This is a genomic window from Streptomyces sp. SAS_281 (genome assembly GCF_052542855.1).
In genome coordinates this window covers 1-24,277 of sequence record NZ_JBMNDO010000035.1, presented here as the reverse complement: position 1 = coordinate 24,277, position 24,277 = coordinate 1, and the positions used below count along the sequence as shown (strand labels likewise).

Here is a 24,277-nt window from a genome sequence, read left to right as displayed (position 1 = left end):
ACGCAGCGCGGTTGTCCCAGCCGTCGTCAGGGGCGGCGCCGCGCGCGTGCGCCGAATTCCGCAAGGGAACCGGGGAACCACCTACATGGGGTGAATCGGGCATCTTCGTCTTCACAAGAGGCGGAGGGGTCCGTAGGAGACCTTCCTGCTCCGAACCCGTCAGCTAACCCGGTAGGCGAGAAGGAAGGAAAGGAGTGCGCCCGCGTGGCGTCCAACAAGCCTGCCCCCGAATCACCTTCCCGGTTCGTGCCCGAATACGGTGCCGACTCCGTGTCCGTTCCCGGCGCCGCGTACATGCCGGAACAGGGAAGCGACTACGTGACCGATCGGGGCAACGGCTTCGGCACCGGTGCCGTTTTCGGCAGCGGTTTCCGCGCCGACGACGCCGACTCCGAGCGGGCCTGGGAGGAATGGAACCCCACCGAGGAGTCCGTCCGTCCCGTTCGTGGCAAGCACCGTGTCGCCAAGCAGCGCAATGGTCTGGCCCGTAGCTCCACCGTCCTCGGCGTCGGTGTCATCGCGGCCGTCGGCGCGGGCGGCATGGCCACCGCGCAGAGCAAACCGCCGGTCTCCATCTCTCTTCCCGATTCCATCGCGGACAATCTCCCCGACGCCAAGTCCCTTCCCGGCGTAGGTGCGTTGTTCTCCGGCGAGAGCGAGGCCGAAACCCCCGCGACCGCCACCGCCGCCGCACCGCTGACCACCGCCGGCATCACCACCGCCGAGGCCGAGCAGGGCACCACGGACGCCGGCGAGGCGCTGCGCGCCCGCATCCTCCAGCAGGCCGAACAGCAGCAGGGCGCCGCCGACGCCGAGGCGAAGGCGGCCGAGGAGAAGGCGGCTGCCGAGAAGGCCGCCGCCGAGGCGAAGAAGCAGCAGGACGAGGCCGAGGCCAAGGCCGCCGCCGAGAAGAAGAAGGCGGAGGAGGCCGCGAAGAAGAAGGCCGAGGCCCTGCGCCTGGCCAAGCTCGCCGCCAGCTACGCCATCCCCACCTCCTCGTACACGATCACCTCGACGTTCGGCGAGGCCGGATCGATGTGGTCCTCGGGCTACCACACGGGCCTCGACTTCGCGGCTCCGACCGGTACCCCGATCAAGGCCATCCACACCGGCACCATCAAGTCGGCCGGCTGGTCCGGCGCCTACGGATACCGCACGGTGCTGGAGCTGGAGGACGGTACCGAGCTGTGGTTCTGCCACCAGTCCTCGATCGGCGTCACGGTCGGCCAGAAGGTCACCACCGGTGACACCATCGGCCGCGTCGGCGCGACCGGAAACGTGACCGGCCCGCACCTCCACCTGGAGGTCCACACCCCGGACGGCACCGGTATCGACCCGATGGCCTGGCTGCGCGCCCGCGGTCTGACCGTCTGAGGTCCGTTTCCCCCGAAGGACCCGGCCCTTTCCCGTACGCGGCCGTCCGAACCCCGGCAGCCCTGACGCACACCCCCCGACGTCAGGGCCGCCGGTCCGCGTGGGCGCAGCCTGCTGGATGTACGGGGCACGGAATAGCGGAGCGGGTGGAAACCGTTGTTCCCCCTATGACTTCACTGCGTAATCTCGGCCCGTCCGGCCTCCAGGTCTTCCCGCTCTGCCTCGGTGGAAACGTCTTCGGCTGGACCGCGGACGAGGAGCGGTCCTTCGCCGTCCTCGACGCGTACGCGGCGGCCGGCGGCAACTTCGTGGACACCGCCGACGCCTACTCGCACTGGGTTCCCGGCAACGAGGGCGGCGAGTCGGAGACCGTCATCGGCAAGTGGCTCGCGTCGCGCGGCAACCGGTCCGACGTCGTGGTGGCCACCAAGGTCGGCGCCCTCCCCGGCTACAAGGGCCTCTCGGCGCCGACGATCAAGTCGGCCGCCGAGGAGTCGCTGCGCCGGCTCGGCACGGACCACATCGATCTGTACTACACACACTTCGATGACGAGACCGTCCCGGTCGAGGAGATCATCACCGCCCTCGACGAGCTGGTGAAGGAGGGCAAGGTCCGCGAGATCGCCGCCTCCAACATCAGCCCCGCCCGGCTGCGCGCCTCGCTCGCGTTCTCCGAACGCGAGGGCCTGGCCCGCTACGTGGCGCTCCAGCCGCACTACAACCTCGTCTCGCGGGACACCTACGAGGGTGAGCTCCAGGACACCGCCGCCGACGCGGGGCTCGCGGCCGTCCCGTACTTCGCGCTGGCCGCCGGCTTCCTCACCGGCAAGTACCGCCCGGGGACGACCGTGGACAGCGCCCGGGCCGGGAGCGCGGCCGGCCATCTGGAGTCGGAGCGCGGCCGGCGGGTGCTCGCCGCCCTCGACACGGTGGCGCGGGACCGGGACGCCGAGATCGCCACGGTCGCCCTGGCCTGGCTCGCCTCCCGCCCGACGGTCGCCGCGCCGATCGCCTCCGCCCGCACGGTCGACCAGTTGCCCGCCCTGCTGGCGGTCGCCGGTCTCCAGCTGACGGACGAGGAGCTGTCGACGCTGACGGCGGCCTCGGCCTAGCCCGCGTTCCGCCCGTGCGGAGGCCGCCGGCCCGTACACGGGTCAGGCCGGTGGCCCGCCGGTGTAGGGCGGTGAGGTGTAGGGCGGTTGGCGGTAGGGCTGTTGGCCGTACGGCTGCGCCGGGTACGGGGACGGACTGTTGTACGGGTTCGGGTTGCCGTTGTACGGGGGCGGGCCGCCGTACGCGTACGGCGTGGGGGTGCCCGCGTACGGCCGGCCAGGCGGCCAGGCGGCCGTGTAGCCGGGCGGCCGACGGTGGGTGGCCCGGGCCGCGTAGGCGAGGGCCGGCCCCGCGATCTCGCGGCGCTGCCACAGGTGGTGCAGCAGCTCCAGCTCGCGCGCGGCGAAGTCCGGGTCCGCCCTGCCCCGTCCGGCCTGCCGGCGCAGGGAGGCGAGGGACGTCGCGAACGCCTCGTACTCGGCGACCGCACGCGCCGCCGCCCTGCCGCGCTCCTTCGCCTCCTTGGCGCCGGCCTTCGCGTGCGCCGGGTGGTGCTGATGGCTGGAGACGCTCGCCGCGTACCGTCGGCGCGCCGCGTTCCTGGCGAGGGCGCGGGCCCGCATGGAGGCGAGGGCGCGGGGCTCGTCGGGGGTGAGCCAGCCGGCTTCGGCGTACGCGGGGAGCTCGACGGCCAGGGAGCGCAGCTCCCTGCGGCGGGCCCGGACCACCTGCCAGGTCACCAGGGCGAAGACCGGGACCATGAACGCCCCGTACACGATGTAGAAGCCGTACCGGCCGAAGGTCGCCGAGCCGTTCCACAGGGCGTGCATGCCCATCGCGAGGACCAGGCCGAGCACCGGGACCGCGATGCGCCGCGTCCGCCTGCCGGGTGCGCTGCTCGCGGCGATCCCGAGACCGATGCCGGTCAGCACGGTGAAGAGCGGGTGGGCGAACGGGGTCATCACGGCCCGGACCAGGAAGGTCACCACGGTCACCGCCGCGAAGCCGGAATCCGTCTGCTGGTCCTCACCGAAGGCGTTGCCCAGGTAGAGGATGTTCTCGGTGAAGGCGAACCCCGTCGCCGTGAAGCCGGCGGCGACGACGCCGTCCACGATCCCGGTGAACTCCCGCCTGCGGAAGAGGAGGAGCAGCAGGACGGCCGCCGCCTTGGCGCTCTCCTCGACCACCGGCGCGATGACCGTGGCGCCGAGGGTGTCCGCGTTCCCCGGATCGCTGTCGGCTATCCACCTGGTCGCGAACGAGTTGGCGAGGATGGCGACCAGGGCCGCCGCGCACGCGCCCCACGCGAAGGCGAACAGCAGATTCCGCCACGGGGTCGGCTCGACCCGGTCCAGCCAGCGGAAGGCGGTCATCAGCACCGGGACCGGCAGGACGGCCAGGCCCAGGCCGACGAGGAACCCGTCGGTGCCGGTCTGGTCGCGGACCAGAGCGAGGATCACCACCCCGCAGAGCGCGAGCAGCGTGAAGACGGCGACCACTCGGCACGTCCGGTTCCGCCAGAGCAGGCCGACGCGGCGCGGACGGTAGCGCCACTGGCCACGCGCCGGCACGGCGGCCAGGATCTCGCCGACCCGCTGCTCCTGGAGCACCGGGACGGCCGGCTGATCCCGCCGTTGTCGCTGAACTGACCCGTCGGACACCCCTCGACCCTAACGAGCGGGTCCGACAACGGCCATGGTCTCCGTCCGGCTCAGACGCGCGCGAAGAGCAGGTCGTGCACCACGTGGCCCTTCCCCAGACCCTGGCCCTCGAACCGGGTCCGCGGGCGGAAGGCGGGGCGCGGGGCGTAGCCGCCGTCGGCCACCGTGTTCTCGAAGCGGGGATGCGCGGTCAGCACGTCGAGCATCTGCTCGGCGTACGGCTCCCAGTCGGTCGCGCAGTGCACGATCGCGCCGGGCTTCAGCGGGCCCGCCACCAGGTCCAGGAACTCCGGCTGGATCAGCCGCCGCTTGTGGTGGCGGGACTTGGGCCACGGGTCGGGGAAGTAGACTCGCAGCCCGTCCAGCGACTCCGGCTCCAGCATCTCGCGCAGCAGGATGATCGCGTCTCCGTTGGCGACCCGGACGTTGGTCGAGCCGTTCCGGTCGGCGAGACCGAGCAGGTTGCCCTGGCCGGGCGTGTGCACGTCGACGGCGAGGATGCCGGTGCCCGGGTCGTCGGCCGCCATCTGCGCGGTGGCCTCACCCATGCCGAAGCCGATCTCCAGCACCACCGGGAGCCCGTCGAACATGGCGGGCAGGTCGAGGACGCTCAACCCGTCGATGTCCAGGCCCCACTTGGGCCAGAGCCGTTCCAGGGCGTTCTGCTGGCCGGGCGTGACCCGGCTGCGGCGCGGCTGGAAGCTGCGGATGCGGCGCTCGTGGTGCGAGCCGGCCGGGTCGGCCGCGGGGCCGCCGGGGAAGCGGGGCTGCTGACGCATCCGGCGCGCGCGCTCCAGGGACGCGGCCCGCACGTCGTCCGGGATTCCGGCGGTGGTGGGCGCGGTGGCGTCGGGTGCGTCGGACGTGGTGCCGTCCGCCTCGGCGGGGTCGCCGGGCGTCGGGCCGGAGGGGTTCATGGGCTCAGACACAATGCCCTGATTCTACGGGGCCGGGCGTCCGGGGGCGTCCGGTGCCGACGGGCCCGGGATCACCCCGCCGCCGCGCGCTCCGGCGGCTTCCAGCCGGCTGCCCGGGCACGGAGCAGGGCGCGCCGGGCCACCTCGCGGCCGATGGGCAGCGAGGCGGTGGCGGCGGGCGAGGGGGCGTTCAGCACGTGCACCGTGTGCGGGGCCTCGCGGATCAGGAAGTCGTCCACCAGCGTGCCGTCCCGGAGCACGGCCTGGGCGCGGACCCCGGCCGGCGAGGGGCGCAGGTCGTCCTCCGTGACCTCGGGCAGGAGGCGGCGGACCGCCTCCGTGAACGCGCGCTTCGAGAGTGAGCGGTGCACCTCGCCGGCCCCGTACCGCCAGTGTCTGCGGGCGATGCGCCACGAGCCCGGCCAGCTGAGCGTGTCCATCAGCTCGCGGGGCCGGACGACGGGCCAGCCGTAGCCCTCGCGGGCGGCGGCGGGCACCGCGTTGGGACCGACGTGGACGGAGCCGTCGAAGCCCCGGGTCAGGTGGACGCCGAGGAACGGGAACGCCGGGTCGGGCACCGGATAGACGAGCCCGCGCACCAGCTCGGGCCGCGCCAGCTCGAAGTACTCGCCCCGGAACGGCACGATCCGCATCCCCGGGTCGTCGCCGGCCAGCCTGGCGATCCGGTCGCAGTGCAGTCCCGCGCAGTTGACCAGCACCCTGGCCCGGACCACGAGTCCGTCGGCCGTGCGCACCCCCACGCCCCAGGGGCGGCGGTCGATCGCCGTGACCTCGGCGCCGAAGCGGATCACGCCGCCCGCTCCGCGCACCTCGTCGGCGAGGCGCCCGGCGACCGCCCGGAAGTCGCACACGCCCGTCGTGCCGACCCGGATCGCGGCGAGGCCCCGCACCTTCGGCTCGTACTCGGCGATCTGCGCGGGCCCCAGCTCGCGCACCGGCAGTCCGTGCGCGCGGCCGCGCTGCACCAGGGCGTGCAGCCGGGGCAGCTCGGCGCGGTCCGTGGCGACGATCAGCTTGCCGGTCACCGCGTGGGCGATGGAGTGCTCCCGGCAGAAGTCGGTCATCTCGGCGCTGCCGCGCAGTGCGTACCGCGCCTTGAGCGAGCCCGGCGGGTAGTAGATCCCGCTGTGGATCACCCCGCTGTTGCGCCCCGTCTGGTGGCGCGCCGGGCCCCTCTCCTTCTCCAGCACGGTCACACGGGTGCCCGGCGCGGTGCGCGTGAGCGCGTACGCGGCCGACAGGCCGACGATCCCGCCGCCGATCACCAGCACATCGCAGTCGTACGCCGCGTGCGTCATCATCACGCCACCTCCCACCCCGATAGTGCACTGACCCACTGACAACGCAATCGAACCCGTGTGGCCAGCGTGGCGCTTCCCGGGAATCGGGACCGCTATGCCGGGGCGACCAGAAGAGGGCGGGCGCGTTCGCGCAGCTCCACGACGCGCGGCTCGTCCCCGTACGGTTCCAGGCGGTGCAGCAGGTCGCGTACGTACTCCGTGGTCCGCGCCGACGAGATGCGGCCCGCCACCTCCACGGCCCGGGTGCCCGCCGCGCAGGCCGCGTCCAGATTCCCCGACTCCAGCTCGGCGACGGCCGACACGACGAGCCGCAGCCCGTGCGAGCGGACGAACTCCTCGGTGGGCCGGGACAGCGCCTGCTCCGTGAAGCGCCGGACCTGGCGGGGCGCCTTCAGGTCGAGGTGGCACTCGGCGGCGTCGGCCGCGAATCTGTCGTACGAGTAGAAGCCCAGCCACGCGGGGTCGGCGTCGCCCTCCCGGGAGCGTTCGAGCCAGCTCTCGGACGCCTTGAGCGCGGCCCCCGCGGCCGGCGCGTCGTTCGCCTTCGCGTGCGCACGGGCCTCGACCAGGCGGAAGAAGCTCATCGTGCGGGCGGTCGCGAGGCCCCGGTTGCGCTCGACGGCGGCCTGCGCGAGGTCGACGCCCTCGTCGGCGAAGCCGCGGTAGGTCGCCTGAAGCGACATCGATGCCAGGACATAGCCGCCGAGCGGCACGTCGGCCGCCGCCCGCGCGAGGCGCAGCGCCTGGATGTAATACCGCTGGGCCGCCTCCTGCTGGCCGGTGTCGAAGGCCATCCAGCCGGCGAGCCTGGTCAGCTCGGCCGCCGCGCCGAACAGCGCACGGCCGACCTCGTCGCTGTACGAGCCGAGCAGGAGCGGGGCCGCGTCCACGCGTAAGCACTCCGGGACCATCGAGGAGCGCCAGTCGCCGCCGCCGTACTTGGAGTCCCAGCGGCGGGCGTCCTGGGCGGCCTCGCGGAGTTTGGAGACGTCGCTGTGACCGACGCGCAGCGAGGAGGCGTCGGCTCCGGATTCGGGGCCGGGCTGCGCCGGGATCAGCAGGCTGTGGCCGGTGGCCGTGCCGGTCGCCTGGGCGGGTGATGCGGGGGTGCCCGGCTGGGTGGGTGCCCCGGTGGGGCCGTGCGCCCCCGGTGCGCCGTGTGCGCCGGGCGGCTGCCCCCCGGCGGTGGCCGGTGCCCGCGCGACCGACGGGTCGGCGGGGGATATCAGCCAGCGGGACGCGGGTGTGGCGTACGCGCTCACGGAGAACGAGCCCGCGAGCGACTGCCATATCCCGCCGCTGCCCGCGCGTCGCCCGGCCAGATCCAGCCGGTACAGATCCGTCGCCGACCGGACGGCCGCGTCCACGTCGCGCGGGAACGCCAGGCCGACCTCCGGCGCCGGATCGGCGTCGGCGAGACCGATCTCGTGCAGCGGAACGGGCCGGCCCAGCTTGGCGCCGATCGCCGCGGCGATGAGATGGGGCGCGGCACCCTGGGGCACCATGCCCTTGGAGACCCACCGGGCGACGGACGTCTTGTCGTAGCGGAGGGTCAGTCCGCGCTGCGCCCCGAGGTCGTTGACCCGCCGCGCGAGCCCGGCGTTACTGATTCCCGCGAGGGCGAGAACGGTGCCGAGCTTCTCGTTCGGTCCTCGTTGCTCCCTGGACATGGCCACCCCTCGACACACAGACGGCAGCCGCGTCACCGTCTCGGCGCGCGGCATTCGTACCGTGTTCTCCCCAAGGACGAACCCTGTCACTCCGCCCGCACACGCATGTGGCCGTGCCCCGGGGAATATGCCGCCCTGCAGAGAACATCAGTGCACCCAGCGTAGTTCGTCGCATCCCTACCGTTAAGGGCCGGACGTCCGTATGGCGGGATTGTTGTCCGTCCCGGCCACTCGCGGAGTGCCGTGGGGCGGGAAGTGGCGTGAGGGGCGGATGAGGCGGTGGAGGCGAACGCGCGGCGGAGGAAGAGAAAAGGAAGAGCGGGGAAAAGACGGGGGTGCGGGGGAGGAGGAGTGGAGATCGCCGGGGCGGGGTGCGGGCCGGCCGGTGGAGGTGTGCGATTCCGCTTCGCCGCAGCGGTGCACGGGCCGCGTCCCGTCGCTCCCGCCGCCCGCCGACCAGCGCGGACCGGCGCGCGGGGCGTACGCGTCAGCTGCCGTTCCGCTCGCCCCCGGCCGGGTCGGTCGGGGTCCGCCGAGGGCTCGGTGCGTGCACCCCGGTGTGTGGCCGTGCGCCCGCACGTGCGCTCTGGCCCGGTCCCGGAGGCGGCGCTTGCATGGGTGCTGCGTGGATCGGCCCGCTGCGCTCGAAGCAGGGGGCTGGGGGATATCGCCGCCTCGTTCCCCGCAGGCGGTGGACCGGTCCGGGGGGCGAGGCCCGCCTCCCGGACCGTGTGTTCCGGAGGGGTGGGCCGGCGGCGCGGCAGGGGCGTGGCCCCGCGGGTGCGCTGACAGGGGTGGCACCGATGAAATGCGGTTAAACGCATATGAATCGGTCAACGCATCATGAGATCAACGGTTCCCCTCGGTGCCGAGATTGGCCGGATGTCGACGGTCGGGCGAGGTCGGGCCGGAGGGGGTGCCGACCGTTCCGCCGCCGCGCGACCCGGGTTCGGGGCCTGGCTGGAAGGGGGCCGTTCACGCGGGACCGTGCAGGGGAAAGCAACGCCCGGAATCCGTCATTCCGTTGCCCTCCCGGGCGACGCGCGCGGGCCTTGCGCGGCATGCGCGTCCCGGCATCCGCCTCGCGGCCTTTGCCAGGGGCGCATGCGCTCACGACGTGCGCCGTCCGTAGCCACTCCTGCACGCCGTTGTCGTGGCAGCATGTCCGCAACGGCGCCGATCGTCACCGGAGTTCTCCGGGTGCTTGCCTGTCGCGCCGTCTTTTGTCCACAGCCTGTGGAGGCGGCGATGCGTTGGTTGGTGGGTTGGAGCAGTATCGCCGCGAGCTTCGGCACGGCCGGGGCGGTCGGTGGCGGCGACGACGGGCGCACGATGCACCCCGTGGGCTCCCAACTCCTGTGGGGTGACCCCGATCCGCTCTGGGCGGTCGGCGACTGGCGGCCCGACGAGATCCGTACCGTCCGGGTGGACACCGCCGAGGGCGCCCCCATGGTCCGGCTCGCCGTTCTCGGCTGCTGCGGGGCCACCGACGAACAGCTGCGCGTCGGCCTGCTCGCCGCCCGGGGCGGAGCCCTGCGCCACCTGACCGCGTGGACCGGGAGCTATACGGTCGTCGTCCAGATCGGCCGCCGGATCACCGTCGTCGGCGACCTCGCCGGAGCCCGCCCGGTCTTCTACACGCCCTGGGCCGGCGGCACGGCGTACGCCACCGCCGCGCTGCCGCTCGCCGACCTCATCGAGGCCCAGCTCGACATCGGCCACCTGGCCGCCCTGCTGGCCTGCCCCGAGACCCCGGAGGCGCTGCGGGACGGCACCCCCTACGCGGGCGTGAAGCGCATCCCGCCCGGACACGCCCTGATCCTCCGCGAGGGCTCGCGGGAGATCACCGGATACGAGGCGGTGGCCTCCCTCGCCGTGGCCGCGCCCGAGCTCGACCCGGTGAGCGCCGTCGACGGGGTGCGCGACGCCCTGGTCGAAGCGGTACGCGCCCGGCTCCTGGCCCCGCGCCACGCGCCGGAGACCCTGCCGCCCGACCCCGGCCCGGTCCCCGGCATGGGCCCGGCCGAACGCCGCGCCGCCCGGGGCGCCCCCGTGCCGGGCATCGGCGCCGACCTCTCCGGGGGCAGCGCGTCGGCGACCCTCGCCCTGCTCGCCGCCGGTCTCCCCGGGCTGCCCGGCACGATCCTGGGCCACGGCACCGGGGCGGGGGAGCGGCTGCTCGCCGTCACCTTCAACGACCTGACGACCCGCGCCCACGAACCCGAACTCGAACGAGCCCGTGCCATCGCGGCCAACCCCCGGCTCCACCACGTCGTCGTCGCGGCGGGCGAAGAGGCCCTGCCCTACGCCGAGCTGGGCGCCGGCCCGCTCACCGACGAGCCGGCCCCTTCCCTCGTCCTCGCCGAACGCCACCGGCGCCGGCTCTCGGCGGGCAGCGCCGACCACTTCGTGGGCGCAGGTGCCCGGCAGGTGCTCGACGCCCACCCGGCGCGCCTCGCCGACCTGCTGATGGACCGGCGCCGCCGCCACCTGCTGCGCCCGGTCGCCGCCCTCGCCAAGGCCGAAGGCCCCTCCGCGCACTCGCTGTTCGTACCGCTGACCGTGTACCGGGCGGCCCGCAAGCTGGCCCGTACGTCCTACCGCACCGGCCTCGAAACGGCCGCCGGCCGGCTGCCCGACGCCAACCGCCTCGCGCCCGGGCTCGACACCCCGGCCGACGCCTCGCTCGCCGCACTCGCCTGGTCGAGACCAGGGCCTGCCGCCCGGTGGCTGACCGGAGAGGCACTGGCAGAAGTATCGGTTCGCCTTCAGGAGGCGGCGATCCGCCCCTCCTCGGTCCAGCGCCCCGGAGAGGCCCGGGCGAGGGCCGCCCTCGCCCGCAGCGCCGCCGACCACCGCATCCTGGAGCAGGCCGCCGAGATCCGCAGCCAGCGGTTGCACGCCCCCTTCCTGGACAACCAGGTCGTACGCGCGGCCCGCGCGCTGCCCGAGTCGCTGCGGGTCCAGCCGGGCGCCCGCGCGGCGATCCTGCGCCGCGTGCTGGCGGGCGCGGGCATCCACGAGCTGCCTCCCGGCTGGGGCACCCCCTCGCAGCACACCTCGACGGCGGTGACCCGGACCGGGCTGCGCGCCGCCCTGCCCGAGCTGATCGCGCTCTTCGACGCCCCGCTGCTCGCCGACGCCGGACTGGTGGAGGCCCGCGTCGTACGCAAGGCCCTGCGCGCGGCCTCCGAGGGGGAGCCGCTGCCCCTGGACGGCCTCGCCGAGCTCGCCTCCACGGAACTGTGGCTGCGCCGCCTCGTCTCCCGGCGCGGCACCTGCTGGACCGGCACGGCGGCCCCCCGCCAGCGCGCGGTGGCGGGGGGTGTGGTCCCGGCCCGGCGCTCGCTTCAGGGGTGAGAGGGGCGGGCCGGGGCGGGTTCGTTCTCGGGCGTCCCCGGGGGTGGGGTCTCGCCGGGGTGGGCTCGTCCTCCGGCGTCCCGGGAGCGGGGCCGCTGCCGGGGCCGGTTCGTCCTCAGACGTCCCGGTTCGTCCGACCGCTGCTCACCGGGGGTTCCGCCGGGACACAATGGTGACGTGCGGTATCTGATCCTGGGCGCCACCGAGGCGCGAGACGAGAACGGCGGCGCGCTGCCCCTCGGCGGCAGCAGGCTGCGTGCCCTTCTCGCCGCCCTCGCTCTGCGGCCGGGCCGCCCCGTGCCCGTGGCCGACCTCGTGGACGACGTCTGGGCGGACGATCCCCCCGCCGACGCGCCCGCCGCGCTCCAGGCCCTCGTCGGGCGGCTTCGCAGGGTGCTGGGCCGGGAGGCACTGGCCAGTACGCCGGGCGGTTACCGCCTTACGGCCGGCCCGGACGACGTCGACCTCTACGTATTCGAGCGGCTGGCCCGGCGGGGCGGGGCCGAACTGGAGGCGGGCGCGCCGGACGAGGCCGCCCGGACTCTGCGGAGCGCCCTCGCCCTCTGGCGCGGCCCGGCCCTGGCCGATCTGCCCGGCGGGGACCAGGGTCATGCGCTCCGCCCCGAGGCCCACCGTCTCGCCGCCCTGGAACGCCGCATCGAGGCGGACCTGCGCCGCGCGACGGGCGGCGTCGGGGGTACGGGCTTCGGCGCCGTGCCCACGGCTCCGCGTGCGGGGCGCGCCGCGGTCACCGCTGCGGCGGCCGGGGGTGTGGGGGACGCAGCCGCCGAGGTCTCCGGCTTCGCCCGGGCTACGGAGGCCGGGGACGCCACGGAGCCGGCTTCCGGGATGGCCGCCCTTGCCGAGCCCTTCGCCGCCGAGCCCGGCGAGACCCTCGCCCCGTCCGCCGCCGCCCTGGTCGCCGAGTTGACCGAGCTGACCGCCGCCCACCCGTACGACGAACGCTTTCGGGCCCAGCTGATACGGGCGCTGCGCGCCGACGGCCGGCAGGCCGATGCGCTCGCCGCGTACGAGGATGCGCGCCGGGCCCTCGCCGACGGGCTCGGCACCGATCCCGGCCCCGAACTGGTCGCCCTGCATCGCGAACTCCTCGCCCCGGCACCCGCGCCCGCCGAAAGCGGGTTGTTTCACGTGAAACCCGGTCGGAGCAATCTGCGTCCCCGGCTGACCTCCTTCGTGGGGCGGGAGCCCGAACTGCGCGCCATCCGCGACGACCTGACCCGGTCGAGGCTGGTCACCCTCACGGGTCCCGGCGGCTCCGGGAAGACCCGTCTCGCCGAGGAGTCGGCCGCACACCTGGCGTCCATCTCCGACTCCGCTCCTCCGGACATCTGGATCGCCGAACTCGCACCCGTCGAGGACCCCGAGGCCGTCGCCGGCGCCGTGCTCTCCGCGCTCGGGCTGCGCGAGACCGCCCTGCTGCGGGACACCGCCCTCGATGGCGCGCCCCCGCGAGCGGACCCGGTCGACCTTCTTGTCGACCGCCTTGGCCACGGCGCCCGCCCCGCGCCCGTTCTCCTCGTCCTCGACAACTGCGAGCACGTCATCGGCGCCGCCGCCGCCCTGGCCGAGGCCTTGCTGACCCGCTGCCCGAATCTGCGCATCCTCGCCACCAGCCGGGAACCGCTCGGGGTCCCCGGCGAGTCCGTACGACCGGTCGGCCCCCTCCCCGCCGACCCCGCGCACCGCCTCTTCACGGAGCGCGCCAGGGCGGTGCGCCCCGGCTTCGACCCCGGCCAGGGGCCCGCGCACGACGCGGACGCCGTCGCGGAGATCTGCCGTCGGCTGGATGGGCTGCCGCTCGCGATCGAACTGGCCGCCGCCCGGCTCCGTCTGCTCGGACCGCGTCAGATCGCGGACCGGCTCGACGACAGGTTCCGTCTGCTGACGGGCGGCAGCCGGACCGTACTGCCTCGCCAGCAGACGCTGCGTGCGGTTGTCGACTGGTCCTGGGACCTTCTGGACGAGGACGAGCGCACGGCCCTGCGGCAGGTCTCGGTCTTCGCGGGCGGCTGGGATTTGGCCGCCGCCGAAGCGGTCATCAGGACACCGGCCGTCCCCGGCGGGCCCACCGCCGACACCGCCGACCTGCTCGGGGCGCTGGTCGACAAGTCCCTGGTGGTCGCCGCCCCGGGCGCGGACGGCGCGATGCGCTACCGCCTGCTGGAGACCATCCACGAGTACGCCACCGAGCGGTGCGCCGAGGACCCGGAGGTGCGCGCGGCCGCCGAGCGCGCGCACACCGCGTACTTCCTCGCTCTGGTCGAGGAGGCCGAGCCGCTCCTGCGCTCCGGCGACCAGCTGCCCTGGATCCAGCGTCTGGAGACCGACCTCGACAACATCCGGGCCGCCCTCCAGCGCACCACCTCGCCCGCCGCCTCCGCCGAAGGGGAGGCGGCCCGTCTGGTGCTGGGCATGGGCTGGTTCTGGTGGCTGCGCAACTACCGTTCCGAGGGCCTGTCCTGGACCCGGAAGGCCCGAGCTATCGGGCCCGAGCCCACCGACGAGTCGGACCCCCGGTACTGGCCCCGGATGAACCTGCACATGCTGTGGTTCTTCTTCGCGGCGGAGAGCGGGCAGTCCGCGATGGCGCACGACGACACCGCGCTCCACGCGCTGGTGGCCCGGGTGGCCGACGCGTTCGCCACCTCACTCACCCACAGCGTCCGGTTCCCGGGACTGCTCTGGCCGATGACCGCGTATCTCACCGGTACGTCGGAGGACGCCAGGCAGAAGATCGACGCGGCGGTCGACAACGCCCGCGCGCACGGGGGCCCGTGGGAGTACGGCGTCATCCTGATGTTCCGCGCGCACATGGTGGTCGACATGCCGGGCGGCATGCCCGGGATCGACGATGATCTGGACGAGCTGCGCACCCTGAGCCGCCGCGTCGGCGACCGCTGGATGCGCGCCCAGGTGGCGAGCGCGGCGGCCGAGGCGGGCATGATGCGCGGGCGCTATGCCGAGGCGCGCACCGCGTACGAGGAGGCGCTGCTGCTCGCCCGCGAGGTCGGCGCCCATGCCGAGGCCCCGTTCCTCCTGGCCCGGCTCGCCGAACTCTCTTACCGCACCGGCGACCTGGCGGACGCCCACCAGCGACTGGACAGTTCGGAGGCCGAGGCCGAACGCCACCAGGCCCACGACGCCACCGCGTACGTCCACTATCTGCGTGCCACGATGGCGTTCTACCGGGGCGACATCGCGGACGCCCGGCGGTTGCTCACGGTCGCCCTGAACGAGGCCGGGCGCGGCGGCCCGCCGTCGCACTTCACCGTGGCGATGGCCGGCCTGTCGGCCCGCATCGCGGTGTACGAGCCGGGGCCCGGCGGCGGCCTCGTCGCCGGGGCGCGCGCGCTGACCGCATCCCTCGTCGCGGCCAAGGAGGCCCGGTGCGCCGAGATCGTCACGGGGCATCTGGCGGACGGCGCGGTGTCGGTCCTGGCGAGGCTCGGTCATCACGCGGTGGCCGTCCGGGTGTCCGCCGCCGCTGTCGACTGGCGGCGGGCGTCGAGCCCTCGGACCGAGGGGGAGCAGGCCGAAACCGATGCGGCAGAGCGCCTGTGCCGCGAGGCGCTGGGCTCCGCGCGTTGCGAGGAGGAGCGCGCAGCGGGCCACGGGCTGTCCTTGGACGACGTCATCGCGCTGCTGCAGGAGATTGTCGCGGACCTGCCGTGACAGGCGCGGTCCGGCCGCGCCGAGGGCGGAAGCGGGGCCCCGCGGTCGTCAGCGGCAGCTGATGCGTGACTCGGCCCAGTCCGCAAGGGCGACCCCGCCGAACGGCCGCTCCGGCTCGACCACCAGGCGAATCCGTTGCTGGCCCGCCACATCCACTCCGACCGGCACGGCCGGGTTGTCGCCCCGCACCACGGGGGACTGCCACAGCCGTCTCCCGTCCCCGCCGAACACCGAGAACCGCACCGCGCCGAGACCCCGGGTGAGGTCGTCCACCCCGGCCATGGCCTCGTACCGGGCGCACTGGCGGTTCAGCTGGATGACCACCGAGGAACGGTTGTTGACGGTCACCCCGTGCGCGTACCGCGTGCCGCCGACGAACATGCCGGAGCGCTGCCAGACCCAGCCGCTCTCCCCGAGGACCACCTCGGGTGCGGTGTGGTCGCCCAGGAGCGTGTAGCCCAGCTCGCTGACCTGGTAGACGTCCGGCGCCGGCGCGGGAGGCGGCGGAGTCCGGGTGGGCGGTGGAGTGGAAGGCTTCGGCGGCGGAGTGGGCGTCGGTGTCGGTGTGGGAGTCAGCCGGGGAGTCGGCGTCGGCGTCGGTTCCGGCGTGGGCGTGGGCGTCGGCTTCGGCGGTGGGGGGACCGGCGGCGCGGGCCTCGGGGGCGTCGGCTCCGGCGGGGCCGGCTTCGGGGGCGTGGGCGAGGGCACGGCGGGAGCCACGGCCGGGGGCTTGGGGACCGGCTTCGCCTCGGGCCGGGGGCTGTCGTCGCCCACCAGGGCCCAGACGAGGCCGGCCGCCGCCGCGACGGCCACCGCTGCGGCGATGCCGGCCTTGGCCGGTGCGCCGAGCCCTTCGGAGGCCGCCGCACCACCCGCCGTACCCGTGGCCGAGCCCCCTCCGGTCGCCGCCGCGGCGGCACTCGCCCCGGCGGCGCCGACCGCGCCCCCCGCCACGATCCCGGCGGCCTTGAGGACGTACCCGGCGGCGAACCAGCCGATGACCGCGACCGGGAGCAGCGCGGGGATACCGGCGTTGACCTGGGCCAGCTCGCCCGCCGCCACCCGGCACTTCGCGCACTCGTCCAGATGCCCCCGCAGCCCGCGCTCCGCCCGCATCCGTAGCCCGCCCCGGGCATAGGCGCCGAGCCGGTCGGCGTACCGCGCGCAGTCGCCGCCGGAGGTGAGCGCCTGGCTCACATGGGCTTGCAGATACGCCTGCTTGAGCCCTTCACGTGCCCGGCTGGCCAGCACCGATGTGGCGTTGGCGGTCAGCCCGAACAGGGGCGCGACGTCGCTGGGCGACTCCTCCTCGACGGTGGTGTGCCACAGGACCGCCTGCCAGCGCTCCGGGAGGCTGCGGAACGCCTGCATCGCCATCGACTGCTCGGCCTCGTGCATCGCGAGCACGTCCGCGCCGAGGTCGAGGGTGTCGTCGTCGGACACCTCCGAGGACCGGGCGGCCTGCGCGGCGAACGCGGCGAAGTCGTCCACCAGTTGCTCGCGCTTCGCGGTCTTCGTCCAGGCGGCGGCGACATGCCGGACCGCCGTCATCAGATAGGCGCGCACCGCCTCCTGGGGCCCCTTGCCGCCCCGTACCGCCTGCAGGGTCCGGGCGAAGACCTCGGCGGTCAGGTCGTCGGCGGTGTGCGCGTCCCGGCAGCAGGTGCGGGCGTAGCGGCGGACGGCCTGGGAGTGGCGCCGGAACAACTCGGCGTAGGCGAGGTCGTCGCCCTCCCGCATGCGCTGGATCAACTGCGCGTCCGAAGGCCCCGCCGCCCCGTCCGCCCTGCCTGAGCCCCGGCCCGCTCGCTGCTTCGGCACGGCGGGGACGGTCTCGGCGGAGCCCGCGCCGGGGCTCCCGGAGGCTCGTGCCGCATCGTCGTCCTCGACCGGTGCGGTCGGCCAGGGGCCGGGCAGGACCGTTCCGCCGGGGTCGTCCGCGTCCGTGTCGACGTCCTGGTGGCGGGGGACGGCCTGGCTCGGTACCTGGTGCCCGGGCGAACCGGCCGGCTCCGTACCGCCGTCGGCGGTGGACACACCGTCGTACGACTCTTCCCTCTGCCCGTCACCGCTCATCGCGGACGCCCCCGTATGCGCCATCGGACCCGAATACCGGGCCAGCGTGCCACAGAGCGCCGACGCGCCGGGCCCTCGGCCTCACCAACCACTCATCCGGGGCGTCCTCCCCGAATGTGAGCACTAGTGGGCACTCATTCGGGGAAGGTGTCAGGGGTTGGGCCGACGTACCGGTGGGCGAGAGGCAGGGCATCGCGGCCCGCCCCGCGCCCGGCACCCGTCACTCGGGCCGTGAGCGCAGTCCCTCCAACAGGATGTCCAGCAGCCGGGTGGAGGCCGCCGCCTGCTGGGCCGCGTCCGGCAGCGCGGGGGCAGCCGTCGCGATGACCAGCAGGACGTCGGAGACCGTCACATCGTGGCGCAGCTCGCCCGAGGTCCGTGCCCGGTCGACCAGCCTTCCCACGACCTCCAGCAGCTCGGCCGCACCGACGCCCAGGTCCTCGCCGCCGGTCCCCGACCCGGGCCGCTGCCGGGACACCGCCCGGGTCGCGGCCGTGCCCGTCTCCTGCCGCTGCTGGGGCACCCGGGGCTCGTCCCCCGCGGTCTCGCCGGCCTCCCCGACCGCGGTCGGGTCCTCGGCCTCGACACCGACCCGCAGTATCTGCGGGGGCAGGAGGCGCCCCGCCCCCGAGGCCACGGAGGTCCGCAGGAAGCGCGAGAGCGCCGACCACGGCTCGTCCTCCTGCCCGAGCGCGGAACGCGCCTGGTCGGTCAGCCGGGAGGTCTCCTCCTCGGCTATCCGGCGCACCAGCACGTCCTTGCTGGGGAAGCGGCGGTAGACCGTGCCGACGCCGACCCTGGCCCGGCGGGCCACGTCCTCCATCGGAGCCCCGTACCCCAGCTCCCCGAACACCTCGCGCGCAGCGCGCAGCACGTGCTCGAGGTTGCGCTGCGCGTCCACCCGCAGTGGCGCCGATCGGGCGTGCGCCGACGCGCCACCGGGCTGGGGGCCGAGTCCGTTGCCCAGCCCGTTCACCGCCGCCGGAGGAGCGGCCGTCGCGGTGCCGCCCGTTCCGTTGAGCGTGCCAACTGCCCCGATGCGCCCGTTTTCTTCAGGCGTGACAGCAGTAGCCGGCCAATGCGTTTCCTGAATGTCCATAACTGTTCCCCCGGTTATGACGTCTCCCCCCGGAGACTCCCGCCGTGTCCGTCGCGGGGGGACCGATCTGCACCGTCCGACACCCCGACGACATACGAACATAGTTGAGCGAGGGTCAATTCAGAAGAGGGCAGTTCCGCCCGGAGCGCCCCCCGATCGGCGCAAGGACCGGTTGGTCACCACTTGATCCCCGTCCCGGCCCCGTACCGCGATGCCTGACCTGCGAAGCTTGCTTACCAGCGGGCCGTCCGGCACCAATGGCCCGTCCACGACCTCCGGTCACACAATTTGCCGGGGCTGTGGACAAACTCCGGTGCACGTTGCGTCATGGGGTGGTGATGGCTTCAGCTTCCGGGGGCACACCCCCCGGCCCCCCGTCGGGTGCGCGCATCCTTGTGGTCGGCGGGGGCTACGTCGGGATGTACACAGCGCTGCGTCTCCAGCGGAAGCTGAAGCAGAGACTGAGAAGCGGCGAGGCCGAGATCGTGGTGGTCGCGCCCGAGCCCTATATGACGTACCAGCCGTTCCTCCCCGAGGCCGCCGCCGGCTCCATCTCACCGCGCCACGTCGTCGTACCGCTGCGCCGCGTCCTGCCGCACTGCACCATCGTCATCGGCGAGGCCCGGGCCATCGACCACGCCAAGCGCACCGCCACGGTCACCACTCTCGCCAGCGGCGAGGACGGCACCGGCGCCCTGGAGATCGAGTACGACGAGCTCGTCCTCGCCCCCGGGTCCGTCTCGCGCACGCTCCCCGTCCCCGGCCTCGCCGACCACGGTGTGGGTTTCAAGACGATCGAGGAGGCCATCGGGCTGCGCAACCACGTCATCGAACAGATGGACATCGCGTCCGCCACGCGCGACCCCGCCCTCCGTGACGCCGCCCTGACCTTCGTCTTCGTCGGCGGCGGCTACGCGGGCGTGGAAGCGCTCGCGGAGCTGGAGGACATGGCCCGCTACACCTCGCGGTACTACCACAACATCAAGGCCGAGGACCTGAAGTGGATCCTCGTGGAGGCCACCGGCCGCATCCTGCCCGAGGTCGGCGAATCCCTCGGCCGGTACGCCGTACGGGAACTGCGGGGACGCAACATCGACGTACGCCTCGACACCCGGCTGGACTCCTGCGAGGACCGCGTCGCCGTCCTCAGCGACGGCTCCCGCTTCCCCACCCGCACCCTCGTGTGGACGGCCGGCGTCAAACCGGCCCCGCTCCTCGCCGCCACCGGCCTCCCCCTGGACGAACGCGGCAGGCTCGTCTGCACCGCGAAGCTGACCGTCGAGGGCACCGAGCATGCCTGGTCGGCGGGAGACGCCGCCGCCGTACCCGACCTCACCGCCGTCGAAACCGGCCGTACGACCGCCCCCAACGCCCAGCACGCCGTCCGCCAGGCGAAGGTCCTCGCGGACAACGTCGCCGCCGCGCTCGAAGGGGGGCCGCTGACCGACTACCGGCACAGCTACGCGGGCTCGGTCGCCTCGCTCGGACTCCACAAGGGCGTCGCACACATCTACGGGCGACGGCTGAAGGGCTATCCGGCCTGGCTGATACACCGCATGTATCACCTGAGCCGGGTCCCGACCTTCAACCGGAAGGCACGCGTCCTGGCCGAGTGGACGCTCGCGGGCCTCTTCAAACGCGAGATCGTCTCCCTGGGCTCCCTGGAACATCCCCGGGCCGAGTTCGAACTCGCCGCCGGACGCCGGCCGCGGCCCGACGGGGACGACTGTCAGTAGGGTCCGACACACTGGACGTGTGACCATGGGTGGGCCCACATCTGCACAGAGTGACCCGGCCGGCAGCAACCGACAGTGACCAGCGAAGACCGCCCCAGGGGCGACGAACGCGCCCGACGCCCTGGCAGAGGAAGCACCCGCCCGAGCGGACCAGACCGACACACGAGGCCAGAAATTCCGTGAACTTCACGCGTTGGAGCGCCCGCCTCCCCGGTACGCAGCGTCGCGCCGCCCGGGAGGACCACAGCTCCGTACCGGCGGCCCGCGCCGAGTACGCCCGGGCCGAACCGGGCGCCGCCCCGCCGCAGGGCGGGCCCGTCGGCGTCCCCCTGCCCTCGGCGCCCGATCTGGAGGACCTCTCCGCACGCGACATCCTGGGCCGGCTGCCCGCCCTCGTCGCCCTGGTGCACGGCACCGGCCACCACGTCGCCTACGTCAACGACGCCTACACCGCCGCCTTCGGCCCCCGCCCCTGCGGCGCCCCGGCCGCCGAGGTCATGCCCGAACTGACCGAGATCGGCCTGCTCCCCCTCATGGACCAGGTCCTGCGCAGCGGCACCCCGCGCACGGTCAAGTCCCGCAAGGCCGCCGACGGCCGTTCGTACACCGTGACCTGCACGCCCGTGCGCCCCGACAAGGAGAAGGGCCGCGAGGGCGGAGTCCTCGTCTACGCGGCCGATGTCACCGACCACGCCGAGGCCGCCGAGCGGCTGCGCGCCAGCGAGGGCCGGCACCGGGAGACCGCCGTCACGCTCCAGCGCTCCCTGCTCCCGCAGGAGCTCGAACAGCCGGACGACCTGCGGATCGCCGCCACCTACCAGCCGGGCGGCACGGACGCCGCGGTCGGCGGCGACTGGTACGACGTCATCACCCTGGGCGCGGGTCGCACCGCACTGGTCATCGGGGACGTGATGGGGCGCGGGGTGCGCGCCGCCGCCGTCATGGGGCAGCTCCGCACCGCCGTACGGGCCTATGCCCGGCTGGACCTTCCGCCGCACGAGGTCCTTCAGCTGCTCGACGGGCTCGCCGCCGAGATCGACGCCAGCCAGATCGCCACCTGCGCCTATGCCGTGCACGATCCCAACGAGGGGTTGCTCGTCTACTCCTCCGCGGGCCACCTGCCGATCCTGGTGCGCGAGGAGGACGGCACCGTCCGCCGGGCGGAGGACCCGATCGGCCCGCCGCTCGGCACCGGCGGCTGGATCCACACGTCGGGCACGATCCCGCTGCCGCCAGGTTCCACCGCCGTCCTCTACACGGACGGGCTGGTCGAGCGCCGCAGCGAGGACATCGACGAGGGCGTGGGCGCGCTGGAGCGGGCGCTGTCCGGAGCGACGGGCGCGCCGCAGGTCGTCTGCGACCGGCTGATCCGCTCCCTCAACGTGACCGCCGAGCACGACGACGACGTGGCGGTCCTGGTGGTGCAGCATCCGGCGCGCACGGGCGCCGCCGCCGAGCTGTTCCACAACGCCTCGCTCGATCTGCTCGGCGGCATCGAGGCGGCTCCCCGCGCCCGTGCCTTCGCCACGGGCGTGCTCGCCTCATGGCGATTCCCGGTGGAGCTGTGCGATCTCGGGGTCCTCGCCGCCGGGGAGCTGGTCGCCAACTCCCTCCAGCACGGCACGCCGCCGATGCGCCTCGGCCTGCGCCGCACGGACCGCCGGCTGATCATCGAGGTGACCGACGGCGACGACCACCTGCCGCGCCGCCGCCGCGCCGAACCGGCGGACGAGGCGGGCCGGGGCATCTCGATCGTGGCCTCGATCGCCACGTCGTGGGGGAGCCGCCGCACGCCGGGCGGCGGCAAGGCGGTGTGGTGCGAGTTCGTTCTGCCGCAGTAGCGTCCGCGCTCAGCGAGCGGTGGCCACGGGTGCCGGCGCGCTCTCCGGCACGGAGACGGCCACCACCCGCGACGGCGCATGGGCGAGCGACGGCTGGTCCTGTACGGGGGTGAGCCGTCGACCGAGGCGCAGCGCGAGCGCGGTGATGCCCAGCGAGAACACGACGAACGTCGCGATGTACGGGCCGTGCAGCGAGGCACCCATAGGACCGCCCACGGCAGGGCCGACGGCCAGCGCGAGCTGCTTGCAGAGCGCGAACGCCGAGTTGTACTGGCCCACCATCGACTCCGGCGCCAGGTCCGCGACCAGCGGTGCGACGGTCGGCGACAGCATGGACTCGCCGAGGCCGAACAGTGCGTACGTGGAGATCATCGCGGCCGTCGCCATGGTCTGGCTGCCGTGCCCCAGGCCCGCGTAACCGGCCACGATCCAGGCGAAGGCCCAGATCAGGCCGACAGCCGCGATGACACGGGTGCGCCGACGGCGCTCCACGAGACGCAGCACCACGAACTGGGCGACGACGATCACGGCGGTGTTGGCGGCCAGCGCCACGCCGAGCGTGGCGGGGTCGATCCCGGCGGCCTCGGTGCCGTACGCCGCGAGCCCGGACTCGAACTGTCCGTAGCAGGCGAAGAACAGCACGAAGCCCAGGACACACAGCTGCACCATCGCGCGGTGCGAGAGCAGCGCACGCAGCCCGCCGCGGGCCGCCGGCGCCCCGGCCACCGTCGCCGGCGCGCTCACGGGCGCGTTCGGCATCCGCACGGTTGCCGCGATGACGCCGAGCACCAGGAACATCACCGCTTCGATCAGGAACAGCAGCGTGAACGACGCCGGGCTGCTCGTGTCGACGATCTGCCCGCCGACCAGGCCGCCGATACCCAGGCCCAGGTTCTGCAGGAAGAACTGCATGGCGAAGGCGCGCGTGCGGGTGGCGGCGCCGGTGCACCGGACGAGCATGGTGGCGAGCGCGGGCTGCATGACGGCGGTACCCGCGCCGAGCACGGCCGCTGCCAGGACGGCGGTGGTCACCTGCGAGGACACGCCGAGCGCGAGGGCGCCCAGGGAGGCGACACCGGAGGCGGCGATGAGCACGGGCAGTGGTCCGCGACGGTCGATCGCCCGGCCGGTGAACGGTAGGACGGCGAGGGCCGCCATGGCGAAGACAGCCAGCACGATCCCCGCCGTACCGGCGCCCAGATCCCGTACCTGCGCCACATAGACGTACAGGTACGGAACGGTGAACCCGAGCCCGAACGCGCTCAGCGCGCTCCCCAGCTGGATCCGCCGCAGTGCTGCGCCCATTTCCCTGGTCACACTCACCTACCTCAAGCTCTCGAAACTCTGAGCCGTCCAGATCGAACGACTCGAACCCGAAGACTTTATCACTAAAGTTAGATGGTGAACACTACGAACCGAAGGACTTCGACGGCTATGGGTGGCATGCCATACTGCGCGCCATGTCCGACACCACCGAGCCCGGACTCGATGAGCCGAGCCTCGACGAGCAGATCGCCGCCTACCAGCGCGAGTACCGCGACCTGGACCCCCAGGTCGAACAGGTCGTCTCCGCGCTCGGCCGGCTGAACCGCCGGATGAACGTCGCGTACGGGAGACAGCTCGCCGCGCTCGGCATCAGCAACGCGGAGTGGGAGGTTCTGAAGACCCTTGTCCTGGGAGGGGAGCCCTACCGCCTCGGCCCCGGTGAGCTCGCCAAGCGGCTCGGGCTCACCCCGGCCGCGATGACGCACCGGATCGACCGCATGGCCGGCGAGGGGCTGGTGACCCGCGACCGCGACGAGAACAACCGCGTCCGGGTCATCGTGGAGCTGACGGACGAAGGGCGTACGAAGTGGCTGGAGGCGATGCGGATGGCCACGGACTTCGAGGCGGACCTGCTCCAGGACCTCGACGGCGAGGAGCGCGGGGTGCTCGGCGCGATGCTGACCCGCCTGCTGCGGAGGGTGGAGCACGCCCAGCCGGACGCCGGCGGCAGGCTCACGGACCTGGACTGAGTGCCCCTCCAGGCCAGGCAGGGAGAGGGTTGACACACCCCTTGGCGATCCGTAAGGTTCTTCGGGTTGCCGCGGAGCCTGAACGGTTCTGCGGTGATCGATCCTGCCGCAGACGCGGCACACCAAACTCAGCACGATCTCCCGTTCGGGAAATTTTCGGCATGCCGAAATTCATTTCGAAGGCCCGATTATGAGCCGCCGGGAAAATCCGCTAGAGTTTTGGACGTCGGAAGGGCCCAACAGCCCGGAAGACAAGCCCCGCTGACTGGGAATCAGGCCCGAAAGGATCTGATAGAGTCGGACTCGCCGGAAAGGGAAACGCGAAAGCGAAGAACTGGAAAGCGAAAACTGCTTGACCCGCTTCGACCGGGAATCGGACACGAAAGAGTCTGATAGAGTCGGAAACGCAAGACCGAAGGGAAGCGCCCGGAGGAAAGCCCGCGAGGGTGAGTACAAA

14 protein-coding genes and 1 riboswitch are annotated in these 24,277 nt (G+C 73.6%); of the genes, 7 read left to right on the top strand and 7 right to left on the bottom strand.

Annotated features, from left to right (window positions below):
• The first annotated feature begins 39 nt into the window (after nucleotides 1-39).
• Nucleotides 40-193: riboswitch (cyclic di-AMP (ydaO/yuaA leader) on the top strand.
• An 11-nt stretch (nucleotides 194-204) separates the two neighbouring features.
• Both ACN6LM_RS15895 and ACN6LM_RS15890 read left to right on the top strand, forming a co-directional pair.
• Nucleotides 205-1,374: a M23 family metallopeptidase gene (locus tag ACN6LM_RS15895; RefSeq protein ID WP_445066010.1), complete on the top strand. Its 1,170-nt coding sequence runs from the start codon at nucleotides 205-207 to the stop codon at nucleotides 1,372-1,374.
• A 167-nt stretch (nucleotides 1,375-1,541) separates the two neighbouring features.
• The gene (locus tag ACN6LM_RS15890) at nucleotides 1,542-2,486 is read left to right on the top strand and encodes an aldo/keto reductase (RefSeq protein ID WP_445066009.1); all 945 of its coding nucleotides are present in this window, start codon (nucleotides 1,542-1,544) and stop codon (nucleotides 2,484-2,486) included.
• A gap of 42 nt (nucleotides 2,487-2,528) precedes the next feature.
• Here ACN6LM_RS15890 and ACN6LM_RS15885 read toward each other — a convergent pair whose 3' ends face one another.
• The 4 genes from ACN6LM_RS15885 to ACN6LM_RS15870 all read right to left on the bottom strand — a co-directional run bounded on the left by ACN6LM_RS15885 (nucleotide 2,529) and on the right by ACN6LM_RS15870 (nucleotide 7,997).
• Entirely contained in the window at nucleotides 2,529-4,088 is a 1,560-nt protein-coding gene (locus ACN6LM_RS15885; RefSeq protein WP_445066008.1) for a PrsW family glutamic-type intramembrane protease, read from the bottom strand.
• A 50-nt stretch (nucleotides 4,089-4,138) separates the two neighbouring features.
• Nucleotides 4,139-5,005, bottom strand: a complete 867-nt coding sequence (trmB, locus tag ACN6LM_RS15880; RefSeq protein ID WP_445066040.1) for a tRNA (guanosine(46)-N7)-methyltransferase TrmB — start codon at nucleotides 5,003-5,005, stop codon at nucleotides 4,139-4,141.
• 71 nt (nucleotides 5,006-5,076) lie between these two features.
• Nucleotides 5,077-6,327 carry an L-2-hydroxyglutarate oxidase gene (lhgO, locus tag ACN6LM_RS15875; protein ID WP_445066007.1) on the bottom strand — a complete coding sequence of 417 codons (1,251 nt, stop codon included), beginning with the start codon at nucleotides 6,325-6,327 and terminating at the stop codon, nucleotides 5,077-5,079.
• Between the two features lie 92 nt (nucleotides 6,328-6,419).
• Entirely contained in the window at nucleotides 6,420-7,997 is a 1,578-nt protein-coding gene (locus tag ACN6LM_RS15870; RefSeq protein WP_445066006.1) for a sporulation protein, read from the bottom strand.
• Nucleotides 7,998-9,245: 1,248 nt separating this feature from the next.
• On the opposite strand from ACN6LM_RS15870, the gene ACN6LM_RS15865 reads away from it, so the two are divergent.
• Both ACN6LM_RS15865 and ACN6LM_RS15860 read left to right on the top strand, forming a co-directional pair.
• Entirely contained in the window at nucleotides 9,246-11,357 is a 2,112-nt protein-coding gene (locus ACN6LM_RS15865; protein WP_445066005.1) for an asparagine synthase-related protein, read from the top strand.
• Between the two features lie 177 nt (nucleotides 11,358-11,534).
• Nucleotides 11,535-15,053 carry an AfsR/SARP family transcriptional regulator gene (locus tag ACN6LM_RS15860; RefSeq protein WP_445066004.1) on the top strand — a complete coding sequence of 1,173 codons (3,519 nt, stop codon included), beginning with the start codon at nucleotides 11,535-11,537 and terminating at the stop codon, nucleotides 15,051-15,053.
• A 48-nt stretch (nucleotides 15,054-15,101) separates the two neighbouring features.
• Here the strand turns inward: ACN6LM_RS15860 and ACN6LM_RS15855 are convergent, their stop codons facing one another.
• Together ACN6LM_RS15855 and ACN6LM_RS15850 are read right to left on the bottom strand one after the other, a co-directional pair.
• Nucleotides 15,102-17,129, bottom strand: coding sequence for a sigma-70 family RNA polymerase sigma factor (locus ACN6LM_RS15855; RefSeq protein ID WP_445066039.1), 2,028 nt, complete (start codon nucleotides 17,127-17,129; stop codon nucleotides 15,102-15,104).
• 220 nt (nucleotides 17,130-17,349) lie between these two features.
• Nucleotides 17,350-18,228: a TetR/AcrR family transcriptional regulator gene (locus tag ACN6LM_RS15850; protein ID WP_445066003.1), complete on the bottom strand. Its 879-nt coding sequence runs from the start codon at nucleotides 18,226-18,228 to the stop codon at nucleotides 17,350-17,352.
• A 419-nt stretch (nucleotides 18,229-18,647) separates the two neighbouring features.
• Here ACN6LM_RS15850 and ACN6LM_RS15845 point away from each other — a divergent pair, with 419 nt between their 5' ends.
• Both ACN6LM_RS15845 and ACN6LM_RS15840 read left to right on the top strand, forming a co-directional pair.
• On the top strand, nucleotides 18,648-19,964 hold the full coding sequence (locus ACN6LM_RS15845) for an NAD(P)/FAD-dependent oxidoreductase (RefSeq protein ID WP_445066002.1): 1,317 nt from the start codon (nucleotides 18,648-18,650) through the stop codon (nucleotides 19,962-19,964).
• A gap of 179 nt (nucleotides 19,965-20,143) precedes the next feature.
• A complete protein-coding gene (locus ACN6LM_RS15840) occupies nucleotides 20,144-21,805 on the top strand; it encodes an ATP-binding SpoIIE family protein phosphatase (RefSeq protein ID WP_445066001.1) in 1,662 nt (553 codons plus the stop codon).
• A gap of 9 nt (nucleotides 21,806-21,814) precedes the next feature.
• Here ACN6LM_RS15840 and ACN6LM_RS15835 read toward each other — a convergent pair whose 3' ends face one another.
• On the bottom strand, nucleotides 21,815-23,110 hold the full coding sequence (locus tag ACN6LM_RS15835; RefSeq protein ID WP_445066038.1) for an MFS transporter: 1,296 nt from the start codon (nucleotides 23,108-23,110) through the stop codon (nucleotides 21,815-21,817).
• Nucleotides 23,111-23,265: 155 nt separating this feature from the next.
• Here ACN6LM_RS15835 and ACN6LM_RS15830 point away from each other — a divergent pair, with 155 nt between their 5' ends.
• Nucleotides 23,266-23,820, top strand: coding sequence for a MarR family winged helix-turn-helix transcriptional regulator (locus tag ACN6LM_RS15830; RefSeq protein WP_018101704.1), 555 nt, complete (start codon nucleotides 23,266-23,268; stop codon nucleotides 23,818-23,820).
• Nucleotides 23,821-24,277: the final 457 nt, after the last annotated feature.

Coding starts and splice junctions, on each gene's coding strand:
- ACN6LM_RS15855 (WP_445066039.1), bottom strand. CDS start 17,129: ATGAGCGGTGACGGGCAGAGGGAAGAGTCGTACGACGGTGTGTCCACC.
- ACN6LM_RS15865 (WP_445066005.1), top strand. CDS start 9,246: ATGCGTTGGTTGGTGGGTTGGAGCAGTATCGCCGCGAGCTTCGGCACG.
- ACN6LM_RS15850 (WP_445066003.1), bottom strand. CDS start 18,228: ATGGACATTCAGGAAACGCATTGGCCGGCTACTGCTGTCACGCCTGAA.
- lhgO (WP_445066007.1), bottom strand. CDS start 6,327: ATGATGACGCACGCGGCGTACGACTGCGATGTGCTGGTGATCGGCGGC.
- ACN6LM_RS15845 (WP_445066002.1), top strand. CDS start 18,648: ATGTACACAGCGCTGCGTCTCCAGCGGAAGCTGAAGCAGAGACTGAGA.
- ACN6LM_RS15890 (WP_445066009.1), top strand. CDS start 1,542: ATGACTTCACTGCGTAATCTCGGCCCGTCCGGCCTCCAGGTCTTCCCG.
- trmB (WP_445066040.1), bottom strand. CDS start 5,005: ATGAACCCCTCCGGCCCGACGCCCGGCGACCCCGCCGAGGCGGACGGC.
- ACN6LM_RS15830 (WP_018101704.1), top strand. CDS start 23,266: ATGTCCGACACCACCGAGCCCGGACTCGATGAGCCGAGCCTCGACGAG.
- ACN6LM_RS15870 (WP_445066006.1), bottom strand. CDS start 7,997: ATGTCCAGGGAGCAACGAGGACCGAACGAGAAGCTCGGCACCGTTCTC.
- ACN6LM_RS15835 (WP_445066038.1), bottom strand. CDS start 23,110: ATGGGCGCAGCACTGCGGCGGATCCAGCTGGGGAGCGCGCTGAGCGCG.